Source organism: Streptomyces sp. NPDC036764 (assembly GCF_055609385.1).
This window is the reverse complement of record NZ_JBVJPT010000009.1, coordinates 231,430-256,832: the sequence shown is the minus strand read 5'-3', so window position 1 is coordinate 256,832 and position 25,403 is coordinate 231,430. Positions and strand designations below refer to the sequence as shown.

Sequence of the window (25,403 nt, the reverse complement as noted above, 5' to 3'; positions counted from 1 at the left end):
GGGGTTCTTCAGGCGCGGGCCCGGGCGCGCGCCTGACTCAGGCGGGTCAGGTGTTCCCCGTACGCCTCCGCGTAGTACGCGGCCCGTGCCGCGTCCGGCTCGATCACCGCCGTCGGCCGGGTCCACGCCTCGGCGTCGAGTGCCCGGCCGTACCGCTCGGCCGCCGCGAGCACCGCGCCGCGCGCGCCCACCTCGCCCTCGACGACCCTGAGCGGCCGCCCCAGGACGTCGGCGAGCAGCCGCATCCAGGCGGGGCTGCGCGTCCCGCCGCCGCATACGGCGAGCGTCCCGGTCAGCCCGGCCGCCTCAAGACAGTGCCGGGCCGCGTAGCCGATGCCCTCGCAGGTCGCCCGGACCAGATCGGCACGCGTCGACTCCAGGGAGACGCCGGTCAGTTCGGCGCGCAGCCGGGGCTCCACAAACGGCGCGCGCTCACCCGACGGCGCGAAGTACGGCAGCACCCGCACCCCGTGCGCCCCCGTCGGGGTCTCGGCCAGCAGTCCGTCGACCTCCTCGTGCCGCACGCCCGTCGTCGACAGCACCCAGTCCAGCGCCGCCGTACCGACCATCGCGGGCATCGCGCGCAGCCAGTGCCCGGGCCGGTCGGTGCTGATGTACAGGCCGGCCGGCTCACCGGTCAGATCCAGGTCGGTGGTGGCGACGAGGCTGGCCAGACAGGTGCCGACGATGAGGAGGCCGTCGCCGGGCGAGGTCACGCCCGCGCCCAGCGCGCAGGCCGGCAGGTCGTACGGCCCGTTCGCGAGCCGGGTCCCGGCCGCGAGGCCGTCGCCGCGCGCCGGCGCCGTCGCGACCGGATCGCTGACCGGCGCGAGGAGCCCGCGCCGGTGGGCCAGCCCGAGCAGCTCCACGACCCGGTTGTCGTAACTCCGCGTCCGCGGGTCCAGGAACGGCATCGAGGCGTCCGACACATCCGTGGCCGGCCCCGCCCCCGTCAGCCGCTGGAACACCATGTCCTTGCAGTACAGGGCGGCCGCCGCGGCATCCAGCGCCTTCGGCTCATGGCTCTCCAGCCACGCCAGCAGCGGCCCCGGGCAGCCCGGGAACATCGCGCTGCCCGTCCGCCGGAACACCGTCTCGAACGTGCCGTCCGCCAGCCACCGGTCGACCAGCTCGTGCGCCCGCCCGTCCATCCAGGACGCCGCCGCCCGCACCGGCCGCCCCTCGGCGTCGACCAGCCACACCCCGTCGCCCTGCCCGGTGAGCCCGGCCAGCTCGACGGGTTCCGGCACCCGGGAGGTCACCTCCTCCAGCACGGCGACGACCGCCCCGTACACCTCCTCCATGTCCTGCTCCACGAACCCGCCGTGCAGCGCGAGGCCCACCGGCCGGGCCGCGACGGCCAGTTCGAGACCGGCGTCGTCGAAGGCGGCGGCCTTCACCATGGACGTGCCCACATCGATACCGACGTACATGCCGACCTCCTGAAGTCCCGTCACGTCAGGCAGTGCGCCAGCGGCTCCCCGCGCACCCAGCGCCCCACCTCGGCCGCCGCGATCGCCGCCGCCTTCTCCGCAACCGCCCGCGACGCACCCCCCAGATGCGGGGTCAGCACGACACGGTCGGCGAGGGCGTGCAGCCGCGAGTTCGCGGGCAGCGGCTCCTGTACGTAGGTGTCCAGGGCCGCCGCCGAGAGGTGCCCGTCCTCCAGGGCCGTGCACAGCGCGTCCTCGTCCAGCAGCGGGCCGCGGGCCACGTTCACGACGACCGCGCCCCGCGGCAGCAGAGCCAGCTCCCGGGCGCCGATCAGACCGCGGGTCTCCGCGGTGAGCCGGGCGTGCAGGGTGACGACGCGGGAGCGGCGCAGGAGTTCGTCGAGGGAGGCGAGGCGCAGCCCGTGGATCTCGCCGCGGGCGTAGGGGTCGTAGACCATCACCTGCGCCCCGAAGGCGCACAGCGCCCGCGCGACCCGGCTGCCGACGGCGCCGTAGCCGACGAGCCCGACGGGCAGGTCCTCCAGTTCCAGGCCGCTGTGGTCGTAGGTGTAGTACGTCGAGCCGTCCCAGCTACCCCGCAGCGCCAAGAGGTGGTGGGCCTGCGGGATGCGGCGCAGGGCGGCCAGCAGCATGCCGACGGTGAACTCGGCGGTGGCGGCGGCGTTGCGGCCGGGGGCGTAGCAGACCCGCACGTCGTGCCGCTTGGCCGCGTCCAGGTTGACGTTCACCGGGCCGCCCCGGCACACGACCACCAGCCGCAGCTCGGGGCAGGCGTCCAGGACGCGTTCCGTCACCGGGCCCATCTGCGTGACCAGCGCCTGCGCCCCGGCGAGCGCGCCGATCAGCTCGTCCTCGGCGTCGCTCGCCTCGGTCACCTCGGCCACCGGGCCGAACGGCTCCAGCGGCCAGCCGAGCGTCAACTCGCCCACATCGCAGGCAAGTTCATGGGCGAGGGCGTCCTTGATCAGCGACGGCAGGATGAAATGGTCGCCGGCGGCCACCACGCGCACGCGGTTCCCGTTGGTCATCGCAGGGAGTCTCCCGTCTCGGCGTCGAAGACATGGGTGAGGTCGGGGTCGGCGGTGACGTGGACGCGGTCGTCGTGGGCGAGGCGTACCTCGGCGTCGGTGAGGACCACGAGGGGGCGTTCGACGCCGTCGAGGGCGAGGGTCGCGATGCCCGACTCCAGCAGGGGTTCGTGGGCCACGACGCGGGCGGCGAGTCCGCCCTCGCCGGTCAGCGCCAGGTCCTCCGGGCGGATCCCGACCACCACGTCCCGGCCCGCCGCCACCGGCACCGGCAGCGCGATCCGTGCCGTGTCGGAGAGCCGGGCGTGGCCGTCGTCCGTCGCCACGCCGGGCAGGAGGTTGATCGCGGGCTCGCCGACGAAGTCCGCGACGAAGAGGTTGGCGGGGCTGTCGTAGATCTCGTACGGGGTGCCGAGCTGCTGGATCACGCCGTCCTTCATCACGGCGATCCGGTCGGCGAGGGAGAGGGCCTCCTCCTGGTCGTGGGTGACCAGGATGGTCGTATGGCCCAAGTCCCGCTGGATGCGCTTGAGTTCGCGGCGGGTCGTGTCGCGCTGGGCCGCGTCGAGGTGGGACAGCGGCTCGTCGAGCAGCAGCACGTCCGGTTCGCGGATCAGCGCGCGGGCCAGGGACACGCGCTGCTTCTGGCCGCTGGACAGGCCGGCCGGGCGGGCGTCGAGGATGCCGGTGAGGTCGACGCGCTCGGCGATCTCCTTGACCCTGCGGGCCACGTCGGCCCGGTCGGCCCGCTTGCGTGCCTTGAGGCCGAAGGCGAGGTTCTCCGCCACCGAGAGCGGCGGGTAGAGGGCGTAGTTCTCGAAGGCGACGCCGACGTTGCGCTGCCGGGCCGGCCGGGAGATCACCGACGAGCCGCCGACCAGGACGTCTCCACCGGTCACCGTCTCGAGGCCGGCGATCATCCGCAGGGTCGTGGACTTCCCGCAGCCCGACGGACCGAGCAGCCCGAGCAGCTCGCCGGAGCGCAGGGCCAGGTCGATGCCGCGTACGGCGTCCACCGACGGACGGCCCCGCGCGGAGTAGGTCTTGCGCAGATCACGTAGCTCCAGCTCGGTCATCGCTGCCCTTCGTCACGGTCGGTGGCTTCGCGCAGACTTCGTAGGTGACCTTGTGCTCGTCCAGGTCCCGCAGTGCCTCCGCCGACGCCCCGTCGTCGACGAGGAGCAGGTCGAAGCGGGACAGGGGGACCACCCGGTGCAGGGCGACGCGGGCGAGCTTGGTGTGGTCGATCAGCAGGACGTTGCGGGCGGCCGCGTCGAGCATCGCCCGCTTCACCGACACGATGTGCTGCTCCTGGTGGTAGGCGTAACCCCCGCGCACGGCCGACGTCGACGCGAAGCAGACGTCCACGCGCAACTGCTCGATCGCCTCGACGCAGGAGACGCCGAGGAAGGAGGAGTGCAGCGGGTCGTAGTCGCCGCCGAGGGCCATGAGGTGGATGCCGCGCTGGTCGGAGAGCATGTTGATCGCCTCCAGGAAGTTGGTGACGACCGTCAGCGGGGTCACCTCCCCGAGCCGCAGCCTGCGGGCTATCTCCAGGGTGGAGGTGGAGTCGTCCAGCATGATCGCCATGCCGGGCTCGACCAGCTTCAGGGCGCGGTCGGCGACGGCGGCCTTCTCCGCGCGCATCGTCTTCAGCCGGTACTGCACGTTCGACTCGAACACCCCCGACGGCTGCGCGGTCACCCCGCCCCGGGACTTCCGTACGATCCCCTGCCGTTCGAGCTCGTCGAGGTCCCGGTGGATGGTCATCAGGCTCACCCCGAACCGCTCGGCCAGCTCGGCGGCCGTCGCGGAACCGTCGGCGAGGACCTGCTCGGCCATGGCGGCCTGGCGGGCGGCGGGGCCCTGCTGTGCGTTGTTCATGGTCCGATCCTTCGTCCTGGACGCTCCGGCCGGTCGGCCTCGAACAGCAGCAGGTTCTCAGGCCGGACCGACAGTCGTACCGGATCGTCGGGCCGAAGCGAGGCCGCCTCGCCGCGCGGGGCGACCAGGGACAGGTGCTGCTCGCCGAGCCGCACGGTGACCTCCACGGACCGGCCGAGCACCTCGGTGACGTAGACGGTGCCGGTGAGTTCGTGCCCGGGGCCCTCGCCGAAGGTGAGATCGCGGGGCCGGACGCCGATCAGCACCTGGGTGCCGGACGCCGCGGCGGCCCGGATCGGCAGCTCGACCTCGCCGTCGGCGGAACGGAAGCCGCCGTCGGCCGTCACCGTCCCCGGCAGCAGGTTGATCCGGGGCCGCCCGAAGGCCCGCGCGACCTCCGTGTCGTGAGGCCGGTACCAGATCTCCTCCCGGGTGCCCGTCTGCACGATCCGCCCGTCCCGGATCACCCCGATCCGGTCGCCCAGCGCCAGCGCCTCGACCGAGTCGTGGGTGACGTAGAGGGTGGTCGTGCGCCGAACCGCCCCGATCGCCTTCAGCTCCGCCCGCATCTGCTGGCGCAGCTTGGCGTCCAGATGGGACAGCGGCTCGTCGAGGAGGAAGGCGCGGGCGGGGCGGACCAGGACGCGGCCGAGGGCGACACGCTGGCGCTGGCCGTTGGAGAGCCGGCCCACCGGACGGTCCAGCAGGGCCGAGATGCCGAGGAGTTCGGCGACCTCGCCGATCCGCTCCCGGGCCTGTTCCGCGGGGAGGCGGTGGCGCGGGGAGCGCAGCGGCGAGGCCAGGTTGTCGTAGGCCGACTTGTGCGGGTAGAGGGCGTAGCTCTCGAAGCACATCGCCACGCCGCGGTCGTACGGCTCGACGCCCCGCATGTCCCTGCCGTCGAGCTCGACGGTGCCGGCGTCGGGGAGCTCAAGCCCGGCGACGGTCTTCAGGGTCGTGGTCTTGCCGGCTCCGGACGGGCCGAGCAGGCAGAAGAACTCGCCCTCGCGCACGTCCAGTTCCAGCCCGTCGAGCGCGGTGACCCTGCCGTAGGTCTTGCTGATGCCGCGCAGCACGATCATGACTTCACCGCCCCGAACGACAGCCCGCGCACCAGATACCGCTGGATCGTCAGCGCGAGCAGCAGCGGCGGTACGACGGAGACGAGCGCCGCGGCGGCCGTGAGGTTGTACTTGGGCCGGTCGCCGCCGAGGAAGGACAGCGCGCCCACGGTCACGGTCTGGGCCTCGTTGGATGTCAGGATCAACGGGAAGACGAAGTTGTTCCAGGCGAAGATGAACGCCAGCAGGGACACGGCCGCCACCCCCGGCTTCACCAGCGGCAGCGCCACCCGCACGAACGCCTGCTTGCGGGTGTAGCCGTCCAGCAGCGCCGCCTGTTCCAGCTCGGGCGTGAGGTCGGCGAAGTACGACCGCATGATCCACACGATCAGCGGCAGCGTGACCAACTGGAGCACCCACACCATGCCGACGTACGTGTCGAACAGGCCGAGCTTCTGGTACAGCACGAACAGCGGGATGATCACGGTGAGTTCGGGCGCGAACCGGAACGACAGCAGCGTGAACATCAGGTTCTCGGAGCCCTTGAACCGCCAGCGCGCCGAGGCGTACGCGGCCGGCAGCCCGACCAGGAGCGACAGGACCACCGCGCCCACCGACACCACCAGGCTGTTGACGAAGAACCGCACGAACGGGATGCCCTCGCTGTCGCCGAGGACCGTGCGGTAGCCGTCGAGGGTGGGGGAGAAGGAGAAGTAGGTGGAGAAGAGCTCGTTCGCCGGCTTCAGCGACAGGATCACCATCCAGGCGATCGGGAACAGCGCGAAGACGAAGTAGAGGATGAGGGCGGCGTCCGCGAGCCACCCGAGCAGGCGCTTTCGTAGGGTCATTTCACCTCCGCCGCCTTCCGCTGGATCTTCCCGAGGTGCTTCACCAGCACCATCGCGGCGAGATACACCACGGCCCACAGCACGATCGTGTAGCTGATGCCGAACGAGTAGCGCTGGAAGCGGATCGCCTCCAGATAGGCCCGGATCTGCAGGACCACGGTCGAGTCACCGGGCCCGCCCTCGGTGAGGGCGTAGATGATGTCGAACACCTTCAGCGAGTCCATGAACCGGAAGATCACCGCGACCAGGACGTACGGCCACAGCATCGGCAGCGTCAGCCGCCGGAAGGTGTACCACCAGCCCGCCCCGTCGACGGCCGCCGCCTCGAAGGGGGAGGTGGGCAGCGAGCGCAGCCCGGCGAGCGCGAGGATCGCCACGAACGGCGTGTACACCCACACGTCCACGGCGATGGACGACAGCAGCGCGCCGGTCGGGGTGTCCGTCCACTGCACTCCGCCCAGCCCGAAGGGTCTGAGCAGGTAGTTCACGACCCCGACCGACGGCTGGAGCATCAGCTTCCAGATGATCGCCGCGATCACCGGAGCGATCATCAACGGCAGGATCAGGATCTTCTCCAGCACCCGCCCGACGATGGACGACCGGTGCAGCAGCAGCGCGACGGCCACGCCGAGCACGGTCTCCACGGCGGCCGCCCCCACCGCGTACAGCACCGTCACCCACGCCGAGTTCCAGAACGCCTCCTGCGTGAAGACGGTCTCGTAGTTCTCGAACCGCACCATGTCCGGCTGTGGCTTGCTCGCCGAGAAGTCGAACAGCGTGTAGTAGAGGCCGAGCCCGAAGGGGTAGAGGATCCCGCAGGTCAGCAGCAGGGCGGGGACGATCAGGACGTACGGGCGAAGGGCGAGCCGCCATCCCATCGCGCTAGCCCACCTTGTCGGCGAGGTCGCCCGCCAGCCTGCCGAGGACCGACTCGGCGCCCTTGCCGCCGTAGATCTCCTGGAGGGCGGCCGCCCAGCTCGTGGTGGCGTCGAAGAACTGCGCCTGCGGGGTGAACTGGATCTTCGTCTGGTCGACCACGGTCTCGAAGGTCTCGATGAAGCCCGGCAGGTGCCGCATCTTGTCCTTGTAGGCGGAGTCGTCGGCGATCGACTTGCGGACCGGGTCGATGTGGTTGTGCGTGATCGCGCTCTTGCGCAGATGCTCCTTGCCGGTCGCCCACTGCAGGAAGAGCCAACTGGCGCTCTTCTTCTTGCTCTTGGCGTTCATCCCGAGCGACCAGATCCACATGTTGGTGGCGAGGGAGCCGTCCGGTCCCTTCGGTCCGGGGTGGAAGGCGATCTTCCCGGAGGCCGGGCTCGCCCCCTGAACCGCCTGGAAGTAGGCGGCCGTGTCCGCGTCGAACAGCATCCCGGCCTTCTTCGCGCCGAGGTCGCTGGAGCACTGGTACCACGTGTACGACGTCCAGGACGGCGGCCCGCCCTGCTTGACCATGCCTGCCCAGTCCTCGGTGAACGCGACGGCCTCCGGGGTGTTCATGGCGGGTGTGAGCTTCCCACCCTCGACTGTGAAGTCGCGCAGGCCGTTGCGGGCGTACATCGTCATGAACCCCGGGTGGATGGTCGCCCAGCTCCTCGATCCCCGTACGGCGATCCCGTACATGCCGTCGAACCCGGCGCCCGGCGCCTTGCGCTTGATGACGCCGGCGATCTCGCGCAGCTCGTCGAAGCTCTCGGCGGGCTTGAGACCGAGCTTGCCGAACACGTCCGTGTTGTAGGCGACGACGTTGGTCTCCCAGCCCCACGGCAGCGCGTACTGCCCGCCCTGCCCGAGCGGCGCGCCCGCCTTCAGCGACCACTGGTCGGCCTGGAGGAGGTTCGGGAAGAAGTCGGCCTGGTCCCATTCGGCACCGGTGGCCGAGGAGTTGCGCATCCAGGGGCCGAGGTCCTCCAGCCAGCCCGGCGGGCCGTACTGCCAGACCATGTACGCGCCCAGCATGAACACGTCGTACGAGGCGCGTCCGCTGGACAGGTCGACGGTGAGCTTGTCGAAGTAGTTGTCCTCGGGGAAGACGTCGTACTCGACCTTGATACCGGTCTGCTCGGTGAACGACTTCAGGTCGGCGATGAGCGCGTCGGTGTACGGGTGCTTGTTGAGCAGCGCCTTGACGGTGGTGCCCTTCTCCCGCTTCCAGTCGAAGGAGCCGGTGACGTCGTCCGCCGCCGAGCCGTCGCTCTTGCTGTCGTCGCCGCCGAATCCGGCACCGCACGCGGTCAGGGCAGGCGTGGCGGCCAGGGCGGCGCTCAGCGCCAGGAACCGTCGGCGGTCGTGCACGTGCGTGTCCATCCGTGACCTCCACGTGGGGCTCGGTCAATTGCTCGGGTTAACACGGCGAGTCGACTCGTTAACAGAGGGTGGAACGGCGGAAGTTGGGCGTCAATCCCTCGCGCACGGGAAAATCTCAGTGCAGAGTGAGAAGTTAACGGATCCAGATGTGCGGGAGGCCGGATGACTGACGAGCACGAGGCCTGGCTGGGGATCGACCTGGGCACCCAGAGCGTGCGGGTCCTGCTGGTCACCGGGGACGGCACGGTCCTCGGCAGCGGCTCGGCACCGCTCGCCGGGCGCCGCGACGGTGTGCGGCACGAGCAGGATCCGGGGGAGTGGTGGGAGGGCGTGTGCGCGGCGTCCCGGGCCGCGCTGCGGGAGCACCCGCGGGCGAGGGCGCGGGTCGGTGGGCTCGCGGTGTGCGGGACGTCCGGGACCGTGCTGCTGACGGACGGGGCGGGGCGGCCGATGAGCCCCGCCCTGATGTACGACGACGGACGGGCGACCGTGCAGGCGGCGCGGGCGCGGATGGCGGGGCTCGGCGTGCAGGACACCTGGGCGCTGCCGAAGGCGGTGTGGCTGACCGAGACGTACGGCCCCGGCCGGATCACCCACCAGCCGGACCTGGTCGTCTCCCTCCTCAGCGGCGAGCTGCCCCCGGCCGACTCCAGTCACGCCCTGAAGACCGGCTACGACCTGGAGCGCGACGCCTGGCCGGCCATACTGCCCCGGCTCGGCCTGTCCGGCACCGCCTTCCCCGAGGTCGTCCGCCCCGGCAGCCCGCTCGGCGAGGTCTGCGCGAGCGCCGCCGACGCCACCGGCATCCCCGCCGGCACGCCCGTCGTCGCCGGGATGACCGACGGCTGCGCGGCCCAGATCGCCTCCGCCGCGCTGCGCCCCGGCTCCTGGAACTCGGTGCTCGGCACCACGCTGGTCCTCAAGGGCGCGTCCGCGACGCCGGTCCGGGACCCGACCGGCGTCGTCTACAACCACCGTGCCCCGGACGGGAGTTGGCTGCCCGGCGGTGCCTCCAGCGTGGGCGCGGGCGTGCTCACGGCGGCGTTCGCGGGCGCCGATCCGGCGGCCATGGACGCCCTGGCCGCCGCGTACGAGCCGTCCGGCGCGATCGCCTACCCGCTGGTGTCACCCGGCGAGCGCTTCCCGTTCCTCGCTCCGGAGGCCACCGCGCTGGTCCTCGGCGAACCGGAGTCGGACGCCGATCTGTGGGCGGCGCTGCTCCAGGGCGTCGCCTTCACCGAACGCCTCTGCCTGGACTACCTGCACCACCTGGGCGCCCCCCTCGACGGCCCCCTCACGTTCACAGGTGGCGCCGCCCGCAGCCCGTACTGGAACCAGCTCCGCGCCGACGTCCTGGGCCGCCCGGCCCGAGTACCGCAGCAGACGGAACCCGCCCTGGGAATGGCCGCGTTGGCGGCGTACGGCACGGGCGCGGCGCCCGCTCTCGCCGAGGCCGCGGAAGCCATGGTCCGCATCGGCACGACCGTCGAACCCCGCCCCGACCGCACGGCCCGCTTCGCCGAGCCGTACGCCCGCCTCGTGGACGAACTGACGAGCCGAGGCTGGCTGCCCCCACCGGTCGCGGCGCACGCGCACGCCCGCTTGGACGGGGATACTGCTCACTCATGAGCACGAGCACCCATGCGACGCTGCTGCTGGCCCGGCACGGACAGACGGTCTGGCATGCCGAGAACCGCTACGCCGGGATCAGCGACGTGTCCCTCACCGACACCGGACGCGCCCAGGCCGACGCCCTCGGCCGCTGGGCCGCCGCCCACCCGGTCGACGCGATCTGGACCTCGCCCCTGTCCCGTGCCGTCGCCACCGCCGAGCCGGCCTGCCGGGCCCTCGGTCTCACCCCGCACCGCGAACCCGGCCTGCGCGAATGCGACTTCGGCGTGCTGGAGGGCCGTACGCTCGCGGAGTTCGCGGCCGAGGACCCGGCGGCGGCCGAGGCGTTCCGCACCGACCCGGTGGCCCACCCGTTCCCCCGGGCGGAGAACCCGTCGGCCGCCGCCGAACGCGGCGCGGCGGCCCTGCGCCGGATCGCCGCCGCCCACCCGGGCGAGCGCGTCCTCGTGGTCGCGCACAACACACTCTTCCGTCTGGTGCTGTGCACACTGCTGTCGATCCCGGCCGGGGAGTACCGCAGAGTGTTCCCCCGGTTGCGCAACGCCGCGATCAGCGAACTCCTCGTGAAAACAGACGGATCCGCCGCACTTCTCTCCCTCAATGTGCCCTGCGACCCCGACCTGCCGTAGCACCATGGGCACATGACGGAGATCGACACCTCGGTACCGCACTCGGCCAGGATCTGGAACTACTGGCTGGGCGGCAAGGACAACTACCCCGTGGACGAGGCGGCGGGCGACGCGTACACCGCCGTCTTCCCCGGCATCGTCACCATCGCGCGCAGCAGCCGCGCCTTCCTGGGCCGCAGCATCCGGTACCTGGTGACTGAGGCCGGCGTACGCCAGTTCCTCGACGTCGGCACCGGGCTGCCCACCGTCGACAACACCCACGAGGTGGCCCAGCGCCACGCCCCCGAGTCGAAGATCGTCTACGTCGACAACGACCCGCTGGTCCTGGCCCACGCCCGCGCGCTGCTCACCTCCACCCCCGAGGGTGTGACGGCGTACGAGGACCTGAGCCTGTACGAGCCGGAGAAGATCCTTCAGGCCGCCTCGCGGACCCTCGACCTCTCCCGCCCCACGGCCCTGATCCTCAGCGGCATCCTCGGCCATGTCGCCGACTACGACCAGGCCCGCGAGCTGGTCCGCGGCCTGCTGGCCGGCCTGCCCTCCGGCAGCTACCTCTGCGTCAACGAAGGCTCCCGAGGCACCGACCCGGACTACGAGAACGCGCAGGACGCCTACAACGAGACCGGCGCGGTCCCGTACTTCCTGCGCCCGGTCGACAAGATCGAGGCGTTCTTCGAGGGCCTGGAGCTGGTCGAGCCGGGCATCGTCTCCGTCCCGCTGTGGCGCCCCGAGCCGTCCGACGAGGCCCCCCGCCCGATCGGCCAGCACGGCGGCGTGGGTCGCAAGCCCTGACCGACGGGTCCAGGACGAGGACGAAGGGACGGCCACCGAGCGGCGGCCGTCCCGTGCCTCACCTCCGTCGCCCCCCTACGGCGGTCCGGCGCAGGGGACTTGCCCGACGGGCGGTGTTCAGACGGCGCCGCCGCAGCCACAGCAGCGCGATCAGCACGAGGACGAGCGCGGGCAGCAGCCGCAGCGCCCAGGTGCTCATGGACGCGGGTTCCTCCTCGGGCGCACCGGGGCCCGTGCCGGCAACGGCCGCCTGGCGCGGGGTCGGTGAGCCGAGCAGGACGGTCTCGTCTCCCTCGGCGGCCGACGGCGCGTTCAGCGAACGGTCGACGCTCTGGGGGAGCCCGGCGAAGTCCGCGGTGAAACGGTCGTCCGTGACCTTCTCCAGGGGGATCCTGGTGAGGTCGACGCCGCCGTAGACGTAGCTGCGTACGTAAGTGGTGTTGCCCTCGGTGGTCTTGTCGGTGACCTTGAACTCGCCCTTGGTGTACGAGTCGACGTACCGGTCGAAGGTGTCGACGGGCTGCCAGTCGTCGGTGGTCCGCCAGGTGTCGACGTCGCCGCTGTCGATGAGGTCGCCGTAGGTCGTGTCCTTGGTCCGGCTCAGCTCGCGGTACCACTCGGCGGCGACCCGCGAGAGATAGACGCGGCGCAGCGCGGCGTACTCGGGGGCGGTGTTGATGGCCTTCTTGAGCTTCGGCAGGATCAGGTCGCGGTAGAGCGCTTCGTTGTGGTCCTCGGTGGCCTTGTCCTGTTCGGGGCAGGACCGAGCGGACGACGCCCCGTTCTTTGCCAGATACTGCGTCTCCATCTGGACGTCGAGAGGCGCGTCGAGGATGTAGAGCTTGTCTCCGTCCTGGTGGACCGACGCGGTCGCCGGCAGGATCCAGTTGCGGAACGACATGCAGTCGCCCCGGACCCCGGCCCAGAACTTCCGGCCGAGCGAGCTGTGCGGATGGATGAGCTTGCCGACGGTCTTCTTCATCCGCAGATCGGCTTCGAGCAGCACCCGCCCGGCGTCCGTACGCCCCAGCTCGTCGTCGACGATGCGGTCCGGCTCGTTGGGGTTGAGGTTGACCCAGAAGTCCTGGGGGCTGAGGGAGAGCCAGACGAAGAAGGCGTCGGAGGACTGGGACAGGGCCGCGCGTCCCGTGGCGGTGCGGGCGTCCCCCTTCAAGGGCTTGAAGTCGGCGCTGAACGAGTACTGCAGGCCGCTTCCGTCGCCGGGGTCCGAGAGATAGCGCAACTCCATGCTGGAGAAGTCGATGCCACCGGTGCCCATCCCGGGGGCGGCGAGCACGTTGCCCAGGCCTGTGGTGGCGCGAGCGGAGTCCTTGGCGCCGGTGTCCTCCGAGCCGCCGCATGGATCGGCGGCCTTGGCTGCCGCCGCGAGTACCAACGTCTGCTGGAGGCCCTGTGACTGGGCGCCCTGGTCAGGGCATTTCGGGGCAACGGAGAAAGCGGGGGAGGGCGCGTTGCCGTACTGGGCCTGAAGCGTGCGCCGCGCCTCGTCGACGTCGGTCACCAGTTTGGCCCTGGTGGTGGCGTTCCGTGTCCTCACCCTCTCCGCGTACTTTTCCATCACCCTCTTCTCTGCCCTGCGCTCCGCCTCCGGGCCCAGGTGCGAAACCTTCGCCCGTGCCTGTGCGATCTCCGCTTTCCGGTCGACCCACTCCCGCACGCTGAGGTCGTACTCGTGCCCGAAGACGAGCGGTGTGTCCGGGCGGTACAACTGGGCGCATCGCGAGCAATGCTGTCGTTCGGAGCTGCCGAGGAGTTCCGCCTCGTCGCCTATGTCGTACTTGTCCAGCGCCTTTTGGATGACATTCTCGGAGTGCCTCCTCTTGTCCCCCCGGACGTTCAACGCGCTGACAACGATGAGTCCGCCCACCTTCGCGTCGACCAGCCGCCGGACGGCTGCGCGCTTCAGATAGTCCCGCAGCGGGTCGAACGGGACGATCGATGCCGCCAACGCATCGCGGCCCGTGTAGCTGTAGGTGGTGGTCTCGTGCAGGAGCGGCATGATCTGGTCGTCGTAGTCCAGCACCGTCGGATCCAGATAGACGGCCGCTCCGTTGCGGTACGGGTCCCAGGCAAGGTCCTTGTCCGCCTTGGGCAAGTTGCGCCACAAGTCGTAGCGCAGCTTCTCGACGGGTTCGAATGGCGCGGTCAGCAGCGGATTGTCGTGTTGCGTGGAGAGGTCGCGCCCCTTGGCCGCCCCAGGGGGCCGCTTGTCGTCGGCCATCCCTGGCGGTGCCGAGCCGAACAGGACGAGCAGCGCCAGAAGCAGCGCTGCCGGCCCTCGTGCCCAGGAGGAGGCCAACCGGGTGCGTCGAATGAGCGAGTCCATCTACCGTCCGCCTTCCGGGGAGGTGGGTGTGGAGGTCGGGGCGGAAGCGGACGGCGGCGTCGGCTCGGCCGCCGTGCCCTGGCTGAACACCTCGTCGACCGTGGCCAGATCGGCGTCCGTGGCTCGCCGCGACCGGGACAACGCCGCGGCGAGCCACAGCCCCGCGGCCAGGATCAGGAGCGCCCACACGCCGGCCGACGCACCGCCGGCGACCGCCTCCGGGCACTCGCCGACGTGGAGCGGCAGGCCGCCGTGGTACGTGGGGGCCGCGCACTCCGCCGAGGCGGGCGAGGGGGTGCCGAGCACGAGCGTCGCGGTGGCGGTCACCAGCGCGGACAGCCGTGCGATGCGGGGGCCGGTCATGACAGCGCCTCCTGGGCGGGCAGCGAAGGTGTCTGCGAGGTCGTGGGGGCGCCCTTCAACTCCAGTACGCGCTCCCGCAGTTGTTGCTCCGGCGGGATGAAGGAGTCGGCACCGGGACGTGCGCGGTGCCGGCGCTGGACGGCGAGATCGAGCTGCGCCTGCTGGAACCGCATGAGATGGCGCAGCCCGGCCGTGCCGTCCCGGCGCCACACGCGCAGTTCCAGCAGGAGGCGGCGGCGCGGCGAGAGCAGCAGGCCGATCTCCGGCCCGGTGACCGCGCCGTGGCCGGAGGCGACCTCGGCGCGCAGCGCGTCGGCCAGTCCCGCCGCCTGGGCCTTGAGCCCGCGCCGCAGGATCAGCACGTACAGCGCCACGAACACACCCGAGGTGACGACCGTCATCACCGGGATTCCGACGAGCAGACCGAGGGTCTCGTCGGCGTACCAGCGCGCCCTGCGGTTGTCGAGATGCATCAGCATCACGTCCGTCTCGAAGTGCCCGCCCACCGCGGCCAGGAGTCCGCCGCCGACGGTGAGCAGCCGGTCCCGGCGCGCCGGCAGCCAGCGGGCCGCGCCGATCCCGGCGCCCGCGAGCGCGGAGAACGCCACATGGGCCGCCATCAGCCCGACCACCTGCCGGTCCCAGAACTGGGTGAAGTGATGCTCGGGGTTGACGAAGCCCAGGTAGTGGACCGTCTCGGTGAGGTTGAACCCGAGTCCGACGGCCGCGCCGAGGACCACTCCGGAGACCACGCCGTCGATGTGGCGCCGGAAGAGCAGGAAGAGGACGGCGACCCCGGCCGCCTTGCCGAGCTCCGTCACGACGGCCGTGTTGAGGGGGAACAGGGTGTAGAGCTCGCGGACGCTGTCGCGGGGGCGCTCCCAGTAACGGGACATGAAGTAGCCGGGCATGGTCCGCTGGAACCAGGTGATCATGACCATGCCGAACCCGCCGCCGATCAGCGCCCCCCACCCGAAAGCGGTCAGCAGCAGCCACCCCGGCATCCGCCGGTAGAACTGGACCCGGTGGACGAGGAGGAGCACCGCCAGCGTGGTGGGCAGACAGATCAGCAGTTGCGGCAGGTTGGCGAACGCGCCGGCCAGCGGCATCGCCGTGAACGGCAGCAGCAGGGCGCCGAGGATGCCGAACTGGCAGCTACGCACGGCCCGTCCGGACCTGGCGCGAGCCCCGGAGTCCGCCTCTGGGGTGCCACCGCGCCGGGTGAGCAGCAGGCCGAGGGCGAGCAGGGCCGCGACGCCCCAGCCGATCAGGAGCAGGACCCTCGTCACCTGGAAGGGCTTCGGCGCGGGCAGCAGGAAGAACCTGATCCAGGGCGAGCGCGAGGTGAGTTCGGGCGCGGTCCAGAAGAGGATCTGGCCGACCGCGTAGACCGCGGACAGCGACAGCGCCAGGACGATCGCGCCCGCCATGCCGTTTCGGGGCACGCGCGCGGGCGGCCGGCCCGGGACGGGCGGTACGGCCCCCGCCGCCGCGGTCATGAGGCACCTCCGGCCTGGGAGAGGTCGGACATGCCGGGGAAGTCCGAGGGCAGGTCGGTGGGAAAACCGGTAGGCAGGTCGGTGGGGAAACCGGTAGGCAGGTCGGTGGGGAAACCGGTGGGGAAGTCGCTCGGCAACTGCGTCGGCCTCGTGTAGTCGGTCGGCAGGTCGGAGGGAAACTCGGTGGGGAGCGCGCTGAGGAATCCGCTCGGCAGGGAGGTCTGCCCCGGCGTCGGCATGCTCGGCATCGTCTCCGGCAGCCGGAACATCGGATCGGTGGTGAGGCCGACGATCGCGGCGGCCGTCGCGGCGGCGATCCCGATCCCGCCGATCGCGGCCATCAGCCGCACATAGGGGCGGGGCCCGAGTTCGGGTCCGCCGGGCGGACCCGGCCGCCCATCACCCGGAGGCTCGGTGACCGGCCCGGGCTCGTTCGTGTCGAAGGTCATGGCTCTCCCCGTGAGGCAGCATGAACGGCCGCCAGCGGCAACGGACTTGACGTGACAGCACCTGTTCGCCGGCGGCGTGTCCGGCTGGGCCTGTCCATGCCAGTTACGTTTGTCCGGCCGCGTGAAATCCCGGTGAAGCCACCCGGGGCAGCCCTCGGGGCGCGGTCATCCCTGGTCGGGCAGGCATGGCCGCAGACACGGGAAGCCCCCGCGAGTCACGTCCTCGCGGGGGCTTCCTTCATTCCGCCTGCCGTTCGCGAAAGGTGAGAAGACGATCACGAGGCAGGACGACCGGTACGGCCTCGTGCCGTCAGGGCGCGAGCAGCAGGACGTCCGTGCGGGACTTGGCGGCCTCGTAACGCCGGGCCACGTCCTGCCAGTTGACGACCTGCCACATGGCCTCGATGAAGTCGACCTTCTGGTTCTTGTACTGGAGGTAGAAGGCGTGCTCCCAGGCGTCGAACACCAGGATCGGCGTGGCGCCCTGGCCGACGTTGCCCTGGTGGTCGTAGACCTGCTCGACGATCAGGCGCCCGCTCAGCGGCTCGTACGCCAGCACACCCCAGCCCGAACCCTGCGTGGTCGCGGCGGCCTTGGAGAGCTGCGCCTTGAAGCCCGCGAAGGAACCGAAGGACTCGGCGACGGCGTCCGCCAGCTCGCCCACACCGTCCGCCGCGAGCGGCTCGCCGCCTCCGTCACCGGTCATGTTCTGCCAGTAGATGCTGTGCAGGATGTGCCCGGACAGGTGGAAGGCCAGGTTCTTCTCCAGGCCGTTGACCGACCCCCACGACTCCTTGTCCCGCGCCTCGGCGAGCTGCTCCAGTGTGTCGTTTGCGCCCTTCACATAGGCCGCGTGGTGCTTGTCGTGGTGCAGCTCGATGATCTCGGGGCTGATCACGGGCGCGAGCGCGGAGTAGTCGTAGGGCAGTTCCGGGAGTGTGTAGACGGGCATGAAGGGTCCCCTCAGAGCTCTTATTGCAAGTAGCTTGCAACAACAAGCTAACAGCAAAAGGCCCCCGTGTGGATCACACGGGGGCCTTGTCGCGGTCCGGGGCGGGTCAGGCCTTGGCGCGCCTGCGCTGCCAGGCGTACCCGGCGGCCGCCAGGAGGACCGTCATGGCGCCCGTCGAGTAGAGCTGCACCCGCGTGTCCGGCTCGCGGGCCATCAGGACGAAGATCGCCGCCATGCCGGCCATGGCGACCCAGGTCAGAACCGGGAAGGCCCACATGCGGACGACCAGCTTCTGCGGGGTCTCGCGCTCCAGGCGGCGGCGCAGGCGGAGCTGGGAGACGGCGATGAAGATCCAGACGACCAGGATGACCGCGCCGATCATGTTCAGCAGCCAGGGGAAGACGTCGTCCGGCCGCCAGTAGGACAGGACGACGCACACGAAGCCGAACACCGAGGACGCGAGGACCGCGATGCGCGGGACGCCGCCCGAGACCCGGCCCAGCGCCGCGGGGCCCTGGCCGCGCTGGACGAGGGAGTACGCGATGCGCGAGGAGCCGTAGATGTTGGCGTTCATGGCGCTCAGCAGGGCGACCAGGACCACCACGTTCATGAGCTCGCCGGCGCCGGGGATGCCCAGGTGGTCGAGCGTGGCGACGTACGGGCCCTTGTCGACGACCTCCTTGGAGTCCCAGGGGACCAGGGTGACCACGACCGCCATCGAGCCGATGTAGAAGAGGGCGATGCGCCACATGGCCGTGCGCACCGCGCGCGCGACACCGCTGACCGGGTTCTCCGACTCGGCCGCCGCGATGGTGACCGTCTCCATGCCGCCGTAGGCGAAGACCGAGGCGAGCAAGCCGATGATCAGTCCCTCGGTGCCGTTCGGGAGGAATCCGCCCTCACCGGTGAGGTTCGCGGTGCCCGGCGCGTCCGTGCCGGGCAGGACGCCGGCGATGGCGAGCCCGCCCAGCACCAGGAACAGCGCGATCGCGCCGACCTTCAGCGCGGCGAACCAGAACTCGAACTCGCCGAAGTTCTTCACGGCGGCCAGGTTCGCGCCGCAGAAGACGACCATGAACAGGGCCACCCAGGCCCACTCCGGCGTCCCGGGCAGCCAGCCCGTCACGATCTTCGCGGCGCCGATGCCCTCCAGGCCGACGGCCGTGCAGAGCAGGACCCAGAACGACCAGCCGGCCGTGAAGCCCGCCCAGGGGCCGATCGCCCGCTCGGCGTGCGCGGAGAAGGAACCGGAGGAGGGATACGCGGCCGACATCTCGCCGAGCATCCGCATCACCAGCATCACGAGGAGGCCGGAGATGACATAGGCGATGACGATCGAGGGGCCCGCGGCGGCGATACCCGCCCCGGACCCGACGAACAGACCGGCGCCGATGACACCACCGAGGGCGATCATCGACAGGTGACGCTGCTTTAGGCCGTGGGAGAGGGAGACGTCCTCCGCTTTCGCGGGCGTCTCTGCGGTGGTGCTGTTCTGCATGGGCGCGGCTCGTCCAATGCGTGAGAGGGCAAAAAACGCCCACAGTGTGGTCGGTCTCTCCGTTCAGAAGGAGAGACCGACCACTATGCGGACACTCACCGCACGGTGAGTGACACCACTGTCACGCAGCAACGGGCGTGTAGTGCGACGCGTCGCCCTCGATCGAGTAGCTCGCCTTGCCCTCGATGCCGACCGGGACGTCACCGGCGACGGTCACCCGGTGCAGGCGGCGCGGCTGTCCGTCGTAGTTGTCGACGGCGTAGTGCTGGGTGATGCGGTTGTCGAAGACGACGAGCTGGTTCTCGGACCAACGGTGCCGCAGGATGTTCTCCGGCCGGGTGACGTACGCCTGGAGCAGGTCGAGGATCTTGCGGGACTCACCCGGCGACAGGCCCACGATCCGCTGCGCGAACCCGCCGATGAACAGTCCGCGCTCACCGGTCAGCGGATGGACGCGGACGACCGGGTGCACCGTGCGGTACTTGATCGACGTGAACTCGGCGCGACTGGCGGCCTGCTGCTCGTCGACCTCCTCGTCCGGTACGGCGTAGTCGTAGTCGTTGGTGTGCTCCGCCCACAGGGTGTCGGCCAGCTTCCGCAGCGGCTCGGGCAACTGGCGGTAGGCGGCCGCCGAGCTGGCGATCAGGGTCTCGCCGCCGTACGGCGGGATCGTGATGCTGCGCAGGGTGGTGGCCTGCGGCGGGTTGAGGACGAACGTGACGTCGGTGTGCCAGTGGTTGGCGGCGCGTCCCCGTTCGCTGTCGACCGGGAGGACGTTCGGGGTCCCGGCGATCGAGGAGACCGTCGGATGGGCGGTCGTGACGTCGCCGAAGTGGCGGACGAAGGACTGCTGGGTGTCGTCGTCCAGGTTCACGTCGTCGAAGACGAGCGCCTTGTGGACGTTCAGGGCCTCGCGCAGGGCGGCGACGGTGTCGGAGCCGAGCGGCCGGTTGATGTCGACCCCGGACACGCGGGCGCCGATGTGCGCGGTGACCTTGTGGATTTCGATGCCGGACATGGGCGGTCCTTTCAGACGAGGGCGTTCTCGCGGGCGGTGTACTGGTTGGCGGGGCGCGGGAGGCCGTAGCGCTCGCGCAGGGTCCGGCGCGGGCCGTACTCCTGCCGGAGCAGGCCGCGGGCGCGCAGGATCGGGACGACGTGGTCGACGAAGGCGTCGAGGCCGGAGGGCAGCACCGGCGGCATGATGTTGAAGCCGTCGGCGGCGCCCTGCGTGAACCAGGTCTCGATGGCGTCGGCGACCTGCTCGGGCGTACCGGCGAAGGTGAGGTGGCCGCGGCCGCCGCCCAGCCGCCCGATGAGCTGCCGCACGGTGAGGCGTTCGCGCCGGGCCAGCTCGACCACGAGTGTGTAGCGGCTCTTGGCGCCCTCGACGGCGTCCTCGGAGGGCAGGTCGTCGGGGAGCTGGGCATCCAACTCCAGTGCACCGGGCTCCAGTTGCAGCAGGCTCTCCAGCCGGCCCACCCCGTGCGTGTACACGATGTGGTCCTCGAGGACCTGCTCGGCCGCCTGCGCCTCGGCCTCCGTCGAGCCGATCACCGGGACGATGCCGGGCAGCACCTTGATGTGGTCGGGGTCGCGGCCGGCCGCCGCCGTACGCGCCTTGAGGTCGGCGTAGAACGCCCGCGCGTCCTCGATCGTCTGCTGTGCGGTGAACACCGCCTCCGCGTACCGGGCCGCGAAGCGCTTGCCGTCCTCGCTGGACCCGGCCTGCACGAGCAGCGGATAGCCCTGCGGGCTGCGCGGGACGTTGAGGGCGCCCTCGACCTGGAAGTACGTCCCCTGGTGCCGGGGCGGATGGATCTTGGCGTCGTCGCCCCACACGCCGGCCGCCTTGTCGGCGACGATCGCGTCGTCCTCCCAGCTATCCCAGAGCTTCAGGGCGACGTCCAGGAACTCGGCGGCACGGGCGTACCGCTCGGCGTGCGCGGGCTCCGCGTCGAGGCCGAAGTTGCGGGCGGCCTCCGCTCCCGCCGTGGTGACGATGTTCCAGCCCGCCCGGCCGCCGCTGATGATGTCCAGCGAGGCGAACTTGCGGGACAGGTTGTAGGGGGAGTTGTAGGAGGTGGACGCGGTCGCGATGAGGCCGATGTGCTCGGTGGCCGTCGCCAGCGCGGTGAGCAGCGTGAGCGGTTCCAGGGCGCCGGCGGGCCGCTGGGCGAGGTTGTTCCACAACTGCGGGCCGTCGGCGAGGAAGAGGGAGTCGAAGGTGCCGCGCTCGGCGACACGGGCCAGGCGGACGTAGTGGGCCAGGTCCACGTGTGCGTACGGGTCGCTCTCGGGGAGCCGCCAGGACGCCTCGTGGTGGCCGGTGTTCATCAGGAACGCGTTGAGGTGGAGCTGTCTGGTCATCAGTGGTCCTCTGTTACGCCCAGCGCCGCGAGCAGTCGTTCGCGGTACTCGCCGAGCAGCGGATCCCGGTACGTCCGCGGATGCGGTCGGTCGATGGTCAGGTCGAGGCCGATGCGGCCCCGGTCGAGCACGAGCACCCGGTCGGCGAGCACGATCGCCTCGTCGACGTCGTGGGTGACGAGCAGTACGGAGGGGCGGTGGCGTTCCCACAGCTCCCGCAGCAGGTTGTGCATCTTGATCCGGGTGAGGGCGTCCAGCGCCCCGAACGGCTCGTCGGCCAGCAGGAGTTCGGGCTCGCGGACGAGCGAGCGGGCCAGCGCGGCACGCTGCTGCTCGCCGCCGGACAGCTCGTTGGGCCAGGCACGCTCGCGCCCTTCCAGCCCGACCTCGGCGAGGGCCTCGCGGCCCTTCTGCTCCGCCTCCCTGCCTTCGAGTCCGAGGAGGACGTTGGCCAGGATGCGACGCCAGGGCAGCAGCCTGGAGTCCTGGAAGACGACCGACACCCGGTCCGGGGCGGTGAGCCGGCCGCTGCCGGTGACCTCGTGGTCGAGACCGGCGACCGCTCGCAACAGGGTGCTCTTGCCGGAGCCGCTGTGCCCCAGCAGGGCCACGAACTGGCCGGCGGGGATGTCCAGGTCGATGCCGTCGAGAACGACACGTTCGTCGAACGAGCGGGTCAGCGAGCGGAGTCGGACGGCGGGGCGGGTCAGTTGCTCAGTGTGCGGCGCCACGACAGCACCCTCCGTTCGATGAGGCGGACCGTGCTGTCCGAGACCAGACCGAAGATCCCGTAGACGACCAGGCCGACGAGGATGACGTCCGACTGGCCGTAGTTCGTGGCCTGGAACATCATGTAGCCGAGGCCGCTGGTGGCGTTGATCTGCTCCAGGACCACCAGGCCCAGCCAGGAGCCGGTCACGCCGAGCCGGAGTCCCACGAAGAACCCGGGCAGCGCGCCGGGGATGACGATCTCGCGGATGAAGCGCAGCTTCTTCAGGCCCTGCACCTCGGCGAGCTCGACGAACCGGTTGTCGATGCCGGACAGGGCGGCATGCGTGTTGAGGTAGATCGGGATGTAGACGACGATGGCGATGATCGCGATCTTGAAGGTCTCGCCGATGCCCAGCCAGAGGATGAACAGCGGGATCAGACCGAGGGTCGGGATGGCCCGGTTGAGGTTGACCGTGCCGTCGATCAGCGCTTCCCCGGTGCGGGTGAGCCCGGAGGCCAGTGCCAGCACCACGCCGGCGGTCAGACCGATCGCGAAGCCGGACGCGGCCCGCTGCAACGAGGTGAGGACGTCGGTGATCAGGGTCCCGTCGGTCCACAGCCGGGCGCCGGTCTCCACGACCGTCCAGGGTGCGGGTATCGCGGCGGGGTCGAGCGCTTCGGCGGCGGACGCGGCGGCCCACAGGACGAGCACCAGCAGGGGTCCGGTGAGCCGGGCGGCGGGCAGGCGTTTGCCGGGGGCGAGCCCGCGGCGGCGTTTGCGGGGCCGCTCGTCGGCGGCGACTACGGCGGCGGCGGGCTTGTCCAGGGTGGTCGTGGTCATGGCGGTCACTTCCGGTACTCGGCCGGTACGGACTTCGCGGCGATGCCCTCGAAGCGGTGGTCGAAGAGCCCGCCGACGTCGAACTTCTTCACGAACCCGCCCTCGGCGAGCAGATCCGCCGTCTCCTGCTCCCACTTGATCGCCTCGTCCCAGCGCGGCGGGAACAGCGGCTTGTTGGCGAGCTCGGTGACCGCCTCGGCCTGGGCGAGGGTCAGGTTCTGCGTCTTGACGTAGAACTCCCGGTTCCAGACGTCGGGGTGCTCGTACGTCCACACCTGGCCCTTGGCCCAGTACGGGATGTACGCGGCGACCGCGGCGGCCTTCGCGGGGTCGTTCAGCACCGAGGCCGGTGCCCACAGCAGGTTGAGCAGGTCGACGACGTCGGTGGTGATGACGCGGGCGCCCTTGCCCTCGTACTGCTTCAGATAGGCGGGTGCCTGACTGTTGGCGAGCGGGGCGATGTCGACCTGCCCGGACTGCAGGGCGGTGAGGAACTGGTTGCTGGTCAGCGGGACCAGCTCCACATCGTCGTACTTCAGCCCGGCCTTCCTCAGCGCGCGGAGCAGGACGACGCCCTGCGCCTGGCCCTGCGAGAAGGCGAGCTTCCTGCCCTTGAAGTCCTCGACCGACCGGATGTCGCTGCCGGGCTTGGTGGCGAAGAGGTAGTTGGGCTTACGGGTGATGTTGATCGCCACGATCTTCGCGTCGAAGCCCTGGTAGTGCGCCTGGATCGGCGGGATGCCCGCGTTGTTGGCGAGGTCCAGGGACTTGGCCCGGAAGGCGTTGATGACATCAGGGCCGGCGCCGATGTTCAGCCAGTTGCTGACCGTGAAGGGCGGATCGCCCAACTTGGCCAGTCTGAACTGGAGTTGCTGGGTGTTCTGGAAGGAGGCGATCTTCAGGCTCGTACCGGCGGGCACCTTTTTCGCCAGCGGGGCGGTCGAGGCGCCCTTGCTCGCGGCGGCCGCGCTGCTGTCGGCGCAGCCGCTGAGTCCGGCGACACCGGCGGCGGCGCCGAGCAGGGAGGTGAGGAAGAGCCGTCGGTCGACACCGGACACGGGGGATGAAGGCATGGGAGAGCTCCGCGAGTTCAGGGAGGAATATGTGCGTTCAGCAGGGAAGAAGGCATGCGGAATTCCGGGCCACAGAAGCCGGAGAAAGAGAATTCACGCAGGGAGAAATGAGCGCTTCACACGCGGCGACGTGTCAGCAACAGTGGGTGCGACAGCTCACGAACAGGCTCATGAGCAGGATGTTCCTGGTCATCGGTGGTCCCTGTCAACATTCCGAGTTTCTGAATTAAATAGCCTCAGGTGACGCGCCCAACGGATCCCGGTACAGCACGTCCAGAGCCACCGAACCGCCCGCCACCGCAAGCACGGAATCCGCGAAACTCGTCGGCATGACGTCCGCCGCGCGCTCCCTGCCCACCGCGTTCCGCAGCGCGGCGAGACAGTCCTCCCGGCTCAGCACACCCAGCTCGGTGACGACGACGGTTTCCGGGTTGAGCACGTCGAGCAGCAGCCCCACCGCCCGCCCGGTCATCCGGGCCCGCTCGGTCAGCAGTCGCACGGCCACCTGATCGCCGTCCTGCGCGGCCCGCACCACATGCCGCGGATTCGACCCCTCGATGACCCCGGCCGCCCGCGCCCTGCGGCACAACGTCCGTTCGCTCAGCTCGACTTGGAGGCAGCCGACGCGACCGCATGCGCAGCGCTCCGTGCCGCCCGGCACCGGCAGATGGGCGATGGTGCCGGCCTGGGAGCGGGGACCGTGGTGCACCTCGTCGCCGGTGGCGAAGGCCGCGTCGACGACGTTCCCGACGAACAGGTGCAGCACGCTGCCACTGCCGCGCGCCCGCCCGAACAGCCGCTCCGCGTTCACCAACGCCCGCGCGTGCCCGTCCACATGGACCCCCAGCCCGGTGCGGGCGCCGAGCACCTCCCGCACCGGCACCTCGCGCCAGCCCAGCAGCGGATGCTCGACGACGACCCCCGAGTCCCGGTCCACCCAGCCCCCGGCCGCGAAGCCGACGCCGAGCGGCCGGCTGCCCGGCGCCGCGTCCAGCAGCGCGGCCAGCCCGTCGGCGGCCCGGTCCAGGACGTCGTAGGGGTCCATGTCCCCCGTGTGCTTCAACTCCCGCTCGGCGACGACCCGTCCGCGCAGATCGAGCAGCGCCACCGTGGTGTGCGGCACCGCCACATGCACCCCGCCCACCACGAACCGCGAGTCGTCCAGGTCGATGGGAACGTGCGGCCGGCCGACGCCCTTGGGCTGCCGGGGTGCGGCGGCCTCGCGGATCAGCCCGAGCCGGCCGAGGCGGGCACAGTGGTCGGTCACCGACGCCGGTGACAGCCCGGTCAGCCGGGCGATGGTGCTGCGGGCGACCGGCCCGTGCTCCAGCACGGACCGCAGGATGACGCTGGCACTGGTCCGGCGCCGGTCACGGTCGGCGACACGGGGGATCGGGGACGAAAGGGTGGGTGCCGCGGTACGGGGCATGGGGTACTTCCTCGGGGGCCGGTCCGACACTGCGCCGTCTGCTGCGGGCGAGCCGGGCCCAAGACACCTCGGGCGGACTCACCCCGGTCGGCGACAGGCGGCCGCGCCCACGCGTCGCAGGTCGACATGGCGACGCGACGTGAAGTACCGGGACTGGGCGACCATGTGCCCGAAGCTAGCAAAGCGGACCACTGCTGCCCAGACGGCGACCGACGGGCGAGACGGCTCTTCACACGCGG

The 25,403-nt window shown here is 70.9% G+C and carries 23 protein-coding genes; 3 read left to right on the top strand and 20 right to left on the bottom strand.

What is annotated here, in order from left to right; translation table 11 throughout:
* Positions 1–8 precede the first annotated feature (8 nt).
* The 8 genes from ACZ69Q_RS29670 to ACZ69Q_RS29635 are packed head-to-tail and all read right to left on the bottom strand — an operon-like array spanning position 9 to position 8,579.
* Positions 9–1,433, bottom strand: a complete 1,425-nt coding sequence (locus ACZ69Q_RS29670; RefSeq protein ID WP_471047566.1) for an FGGY family carbohydrate kinase — start codon at positions 1,431–1,433, stop codon at positions 9–11.
* 20 nt (positions 1,434–1,453) lie between these two features.
* Positions 1,454–2,482, bottom strand: a complete 1,029-nt coding sequence (locus ACZ69Q_RS29665) for a 2-hydroxyacid dehydrogenase (RefSeq protein ID WP_471047345.1) — start codon at positions 2,480–2,482, stop codon at positions 1,454–1,456.
* The gene (locus tag ACZ69Q_RS29660) at positions 2,479–3,558 is read right to left on the bottom strand and encodes an ABC transporter ATP-binding protein (protein ID WP_471047343.1); all 1,080 of its coding nucleotides are present in this window, start codon (positions 3,556–3,558) and stop codon (positions 2,479–2,481) included. Before ACZ69Q_RS29660 ends, ACZ69Q_RS29665 begins: the two co-directional genes overlap by 4 nt.
* A complete protein-coding gene (locus ACZ69Q_RS29655) occupies positions 3,536–4,366 on the bottom strand; it encodes a DeoR/GlpR family DNA-binding transcription regulator (protein ID WP_471047341.1) in 831 nt (276 codons plus the stop codon). Before ACZ69Q_RS29655 ends, ACZ69Q_RS29660 begins: the two co-directional genes overlap by 23 nt.
* Positions 4,363–5,448 carry an ABC transporter ATP-binding protein gene (locus ACZ69Q_RS29650; RefSeq protein ID WP_471047338.1) on the bottom strand — a complete coding sequence of 362 codons (1,086 nt, stop codon included), beginning with the start codon at positions 5,446–5,448 and terminating at the stop codon, positions 4,363–4,365. The genes ACZ69Q_RS29655 and ACZ69Q_RS29650 overlap by 4 nt, the downstream gene beginning before the upstream one ends.
* On the bottom strand, positions 5,445–6,275 hold the full coding sequence (locus ACZ69Q_RS29645; protein ID WP_471047335.1) for a carbohydrate ABC transporter permease: 831 nt from the start codon (positions 6,273–6,275) through the stop codon (positions 5,445–5,447). The genes ACZ69Q_RS29650 and ACZ69Q_RS29645 overlap by 4 nt, the downstream gene beginning before the upstream one ends.
* Positions 6,272–7,153 carry a carbohydrate ABC transporter permease gene (locus tag ACZ69Q_RS29640; RefSeq protein ID WP_471047332.1) on the bottom strand — a complete coding sequence of 294 codons (882 nt, stop codon included), beginning with the start codon at positions 7,151–7,153 and terminating at the stop codon, positions 6,272–6,274. Before ACZ69Q_RS29640 ends, ACZ69Q_RS29645 begins: the two co-directional genes overlap by 4 nt.
* Positions 7,154–7,157: 4 nt before the next feature.
* A complete protein-coding gene (locus tag ACZ69Q_RS29635) occupies positions 7,158–8,579 on the bottom strand; it encodes an ABC transporter substrate-binding protein (protein WP_471047329.1) in 1,422 nt (473 codons plus the stop codon).
* Between the two features lie 162 nt (positions 8,580–8,741).
* On the opposite strand from ACZ69Q_RS29635, the gene ACZ69Q_RS29630 reads away from it, so the two are divergent.
* Genes ACZ69Q_RS29630 through ACZ69Q_RS29620 form a run of 3 tightly spaced genes read left to right on the top strand, consistent with a single transcriptional unit; the run spans position 8,742 to position 11,632 of the window.
* Complete coding sequence (locus ACZ69Q_RS29630; protein ID WP_471047326.1) at positions 8,742–10,208, top strand: FGGY-family carbohydrate kinase; 1,467 nt, start codon at positions 8,742–8,744, stop codon at positions 10,206–10,208.
* Complete coding sequence (locus ACZ69Q_RS29625) at positions 10,205–10,840, top strand: histidine phosphatase family protein (RefSeq protein WP_471047323.1); 636 nt, start codon at positions 10,205–10,207, stop codon at positions 10,838–10,840. Before ACZ69Q_RS29630 ends, ACZ69Q_RS29625 begins: the two co-directional genes overlap by 4 nt.
* A gap of 12 nt (positions 10,841–10,852) precedes the next feature.
* Positions 10,853–11,632, top strand: a complete 780-nt coding sequence (locus tag ACZ69Q_RS29620) for an SAM-dependent methyltransferase (RefSeq protein WP_471047321.1) — start codon at positions 10,853–10,855, stop codon at positions 11,630–11,632.
* A 58-nt stretch (positions 11,633–11,690) separates the two neighbouring features.
* Here the strand turns inward: ACZ69Q_RS29620 and ACZ69Q_RS29615 are convergent, their stop codons facing one another.
* The 12 genes from ACZ69Q_RS29615 to ACZ69Q_RS29560 form a co-directional block, all read right to left on the bottom strand.
* Complete coding sequence (locus ACZ69Q_RS29615; RefSeq protein ID WP_471047318.1) at positions 11,691–13,979, bottom strand: hypothetical protein; 2,289 nt, start codon at positions 13,977–13,979, stop codon at positions 11,691–11,693.
* Positions 13,980–14,342: a hypothetical protein gene (locus tag ACZ69Q_RS29610; RefSeq protein ID WP_471047316.1), complete on the bottom strand. Its 363-nt coding sequence runs from the start codon at positions 14,340–14,342 to the stop codon at positions 13,980–13,982.
* A complete protein-coding gene (locus tag ACZ69Q_RS29605) occupies positions 14,339–15,841 on the bottom strand; it encodes a PrsW family glutamic-type intramembrane protease (protein WP_471047314.1) in 1,503 nt (500 codons plus the stop codon). Before ACZ69Q_RS29605 ends, ACZ69Q_RS29610 begins: the two co-directional genes overlap by 4 nt.
* Positions 15,838–16,290, bottom strand: a complete 453-nt coding sequence (locus tag ACZ69Q_RS29600; protein WP_471047311.1) for a hypothetical protein — start codon at positions 16,288–16,290, stop codon at positions 15,838–15,840. The genes ACZ69Q_RS29605 and ACZ69Q_RS29600 overlap by 4 nt, the downstream gene beginning before the upstream one ends.
* Positions 16,291–16,600: 310 nt before the next feature.
* Positions 16,601–17,242: a superoxide dismutase gene (locus ACZ69Q_RS29595; protein WP_471047309.1), complete on the bottom strand. Its 642-nt coding sequence runs from the start codon at positions 17,240–17,242 to the stop codon at positions 16,601–16,603.
* A 106-nt stretch (positions 17,243–17,348) separates the two neighbouring features.
* A complete protein-coding gene (locus tag ACZ69Q_RS29590; RefSeq protein ID WP_471047306.1) occupies positions 17,349–18,740 on the bottom strand; it encodes an amino acid permease in 1,392 nt (463 codons plus the stop codon).
* Between the two features lie 121 nt (positions 18,741–18,861).
* Entirely contained in the window at positions 18,862–19,758 is an 897-nt protein-coding gene (locus ACZ69Q_RS29585; RefSeq protein ID WP_471047303.1) for a TauD/TfdA dioxygenase family protein, read from the bottom strand.
* An 11-nt stretch (positions 19,759–19,769) separates the two neighbouring features.
* A complete protein-coding gene (locus ACZ69Q_RS29580; RefSeq protein ID WP_471047301.1) occupies positions 19,770–21,110 on the bottom strand; it encodes an LLM class flavin-dependent oxidoreductase in 1,341 nt (446 codons plus the stop codon).
* A complete protein-coding gene (locus tag ACZ69Q_RS29575; RefSeq protein WP_471047298.1) occupies positions 21,110–21,841 on the bottom strand; it encodes an ABC transporter ATP-binding protein in 732 nt (243 codons plus the stop codon). Before ACZ69Q_RS29575 ends, ACZ69Q_RS29580 begins: the two co-directional genes overlap by 1 nt.
* Positions 21,817–22,662, bottom strand: a complete 846-nt coding sequence (locus ACZ69Q_RS29570; RefSeq protein ID WP_471047295.1) for an ABC transporter permease — start codon at positions 22,660–22,662, stop codon at positions 21,817–21,819. The genes ACZ69Q_RS29575 and ACZ69Q_RS29570 overlap by 25 nt, the downstream gene beginning before the upstream one ends.
* A 5-nt stretch (positions 22,663–22,667) precedes the next feature.
* A complete protein-coding gene (locus ACZ69Q_RS29565; protein ID WP_471047292.1) occupies positions 22,668–23,735 on the bottom strand; it encodes an ABC transporter substrate-binding protein in 1,068 nt (355 codons plus the stop codon).
* Between the two features lie 226 nt (positions 23,736–23,961).
* The gene (locus tag ACZ69Q_RS29560; RefSeq protein ID WP_471047289.1) at positions 23,962–25,164 is read right to left on the bottom strand and encodes an ROK family protein; all 1,203 of its coding nucleotides are present in this window, start codon (positions 25,162–25,164) and stop codon (positions 23,962–23,964) included.
* Positions 25,165–25,403 lie beyond the last annotated feature (239 nt).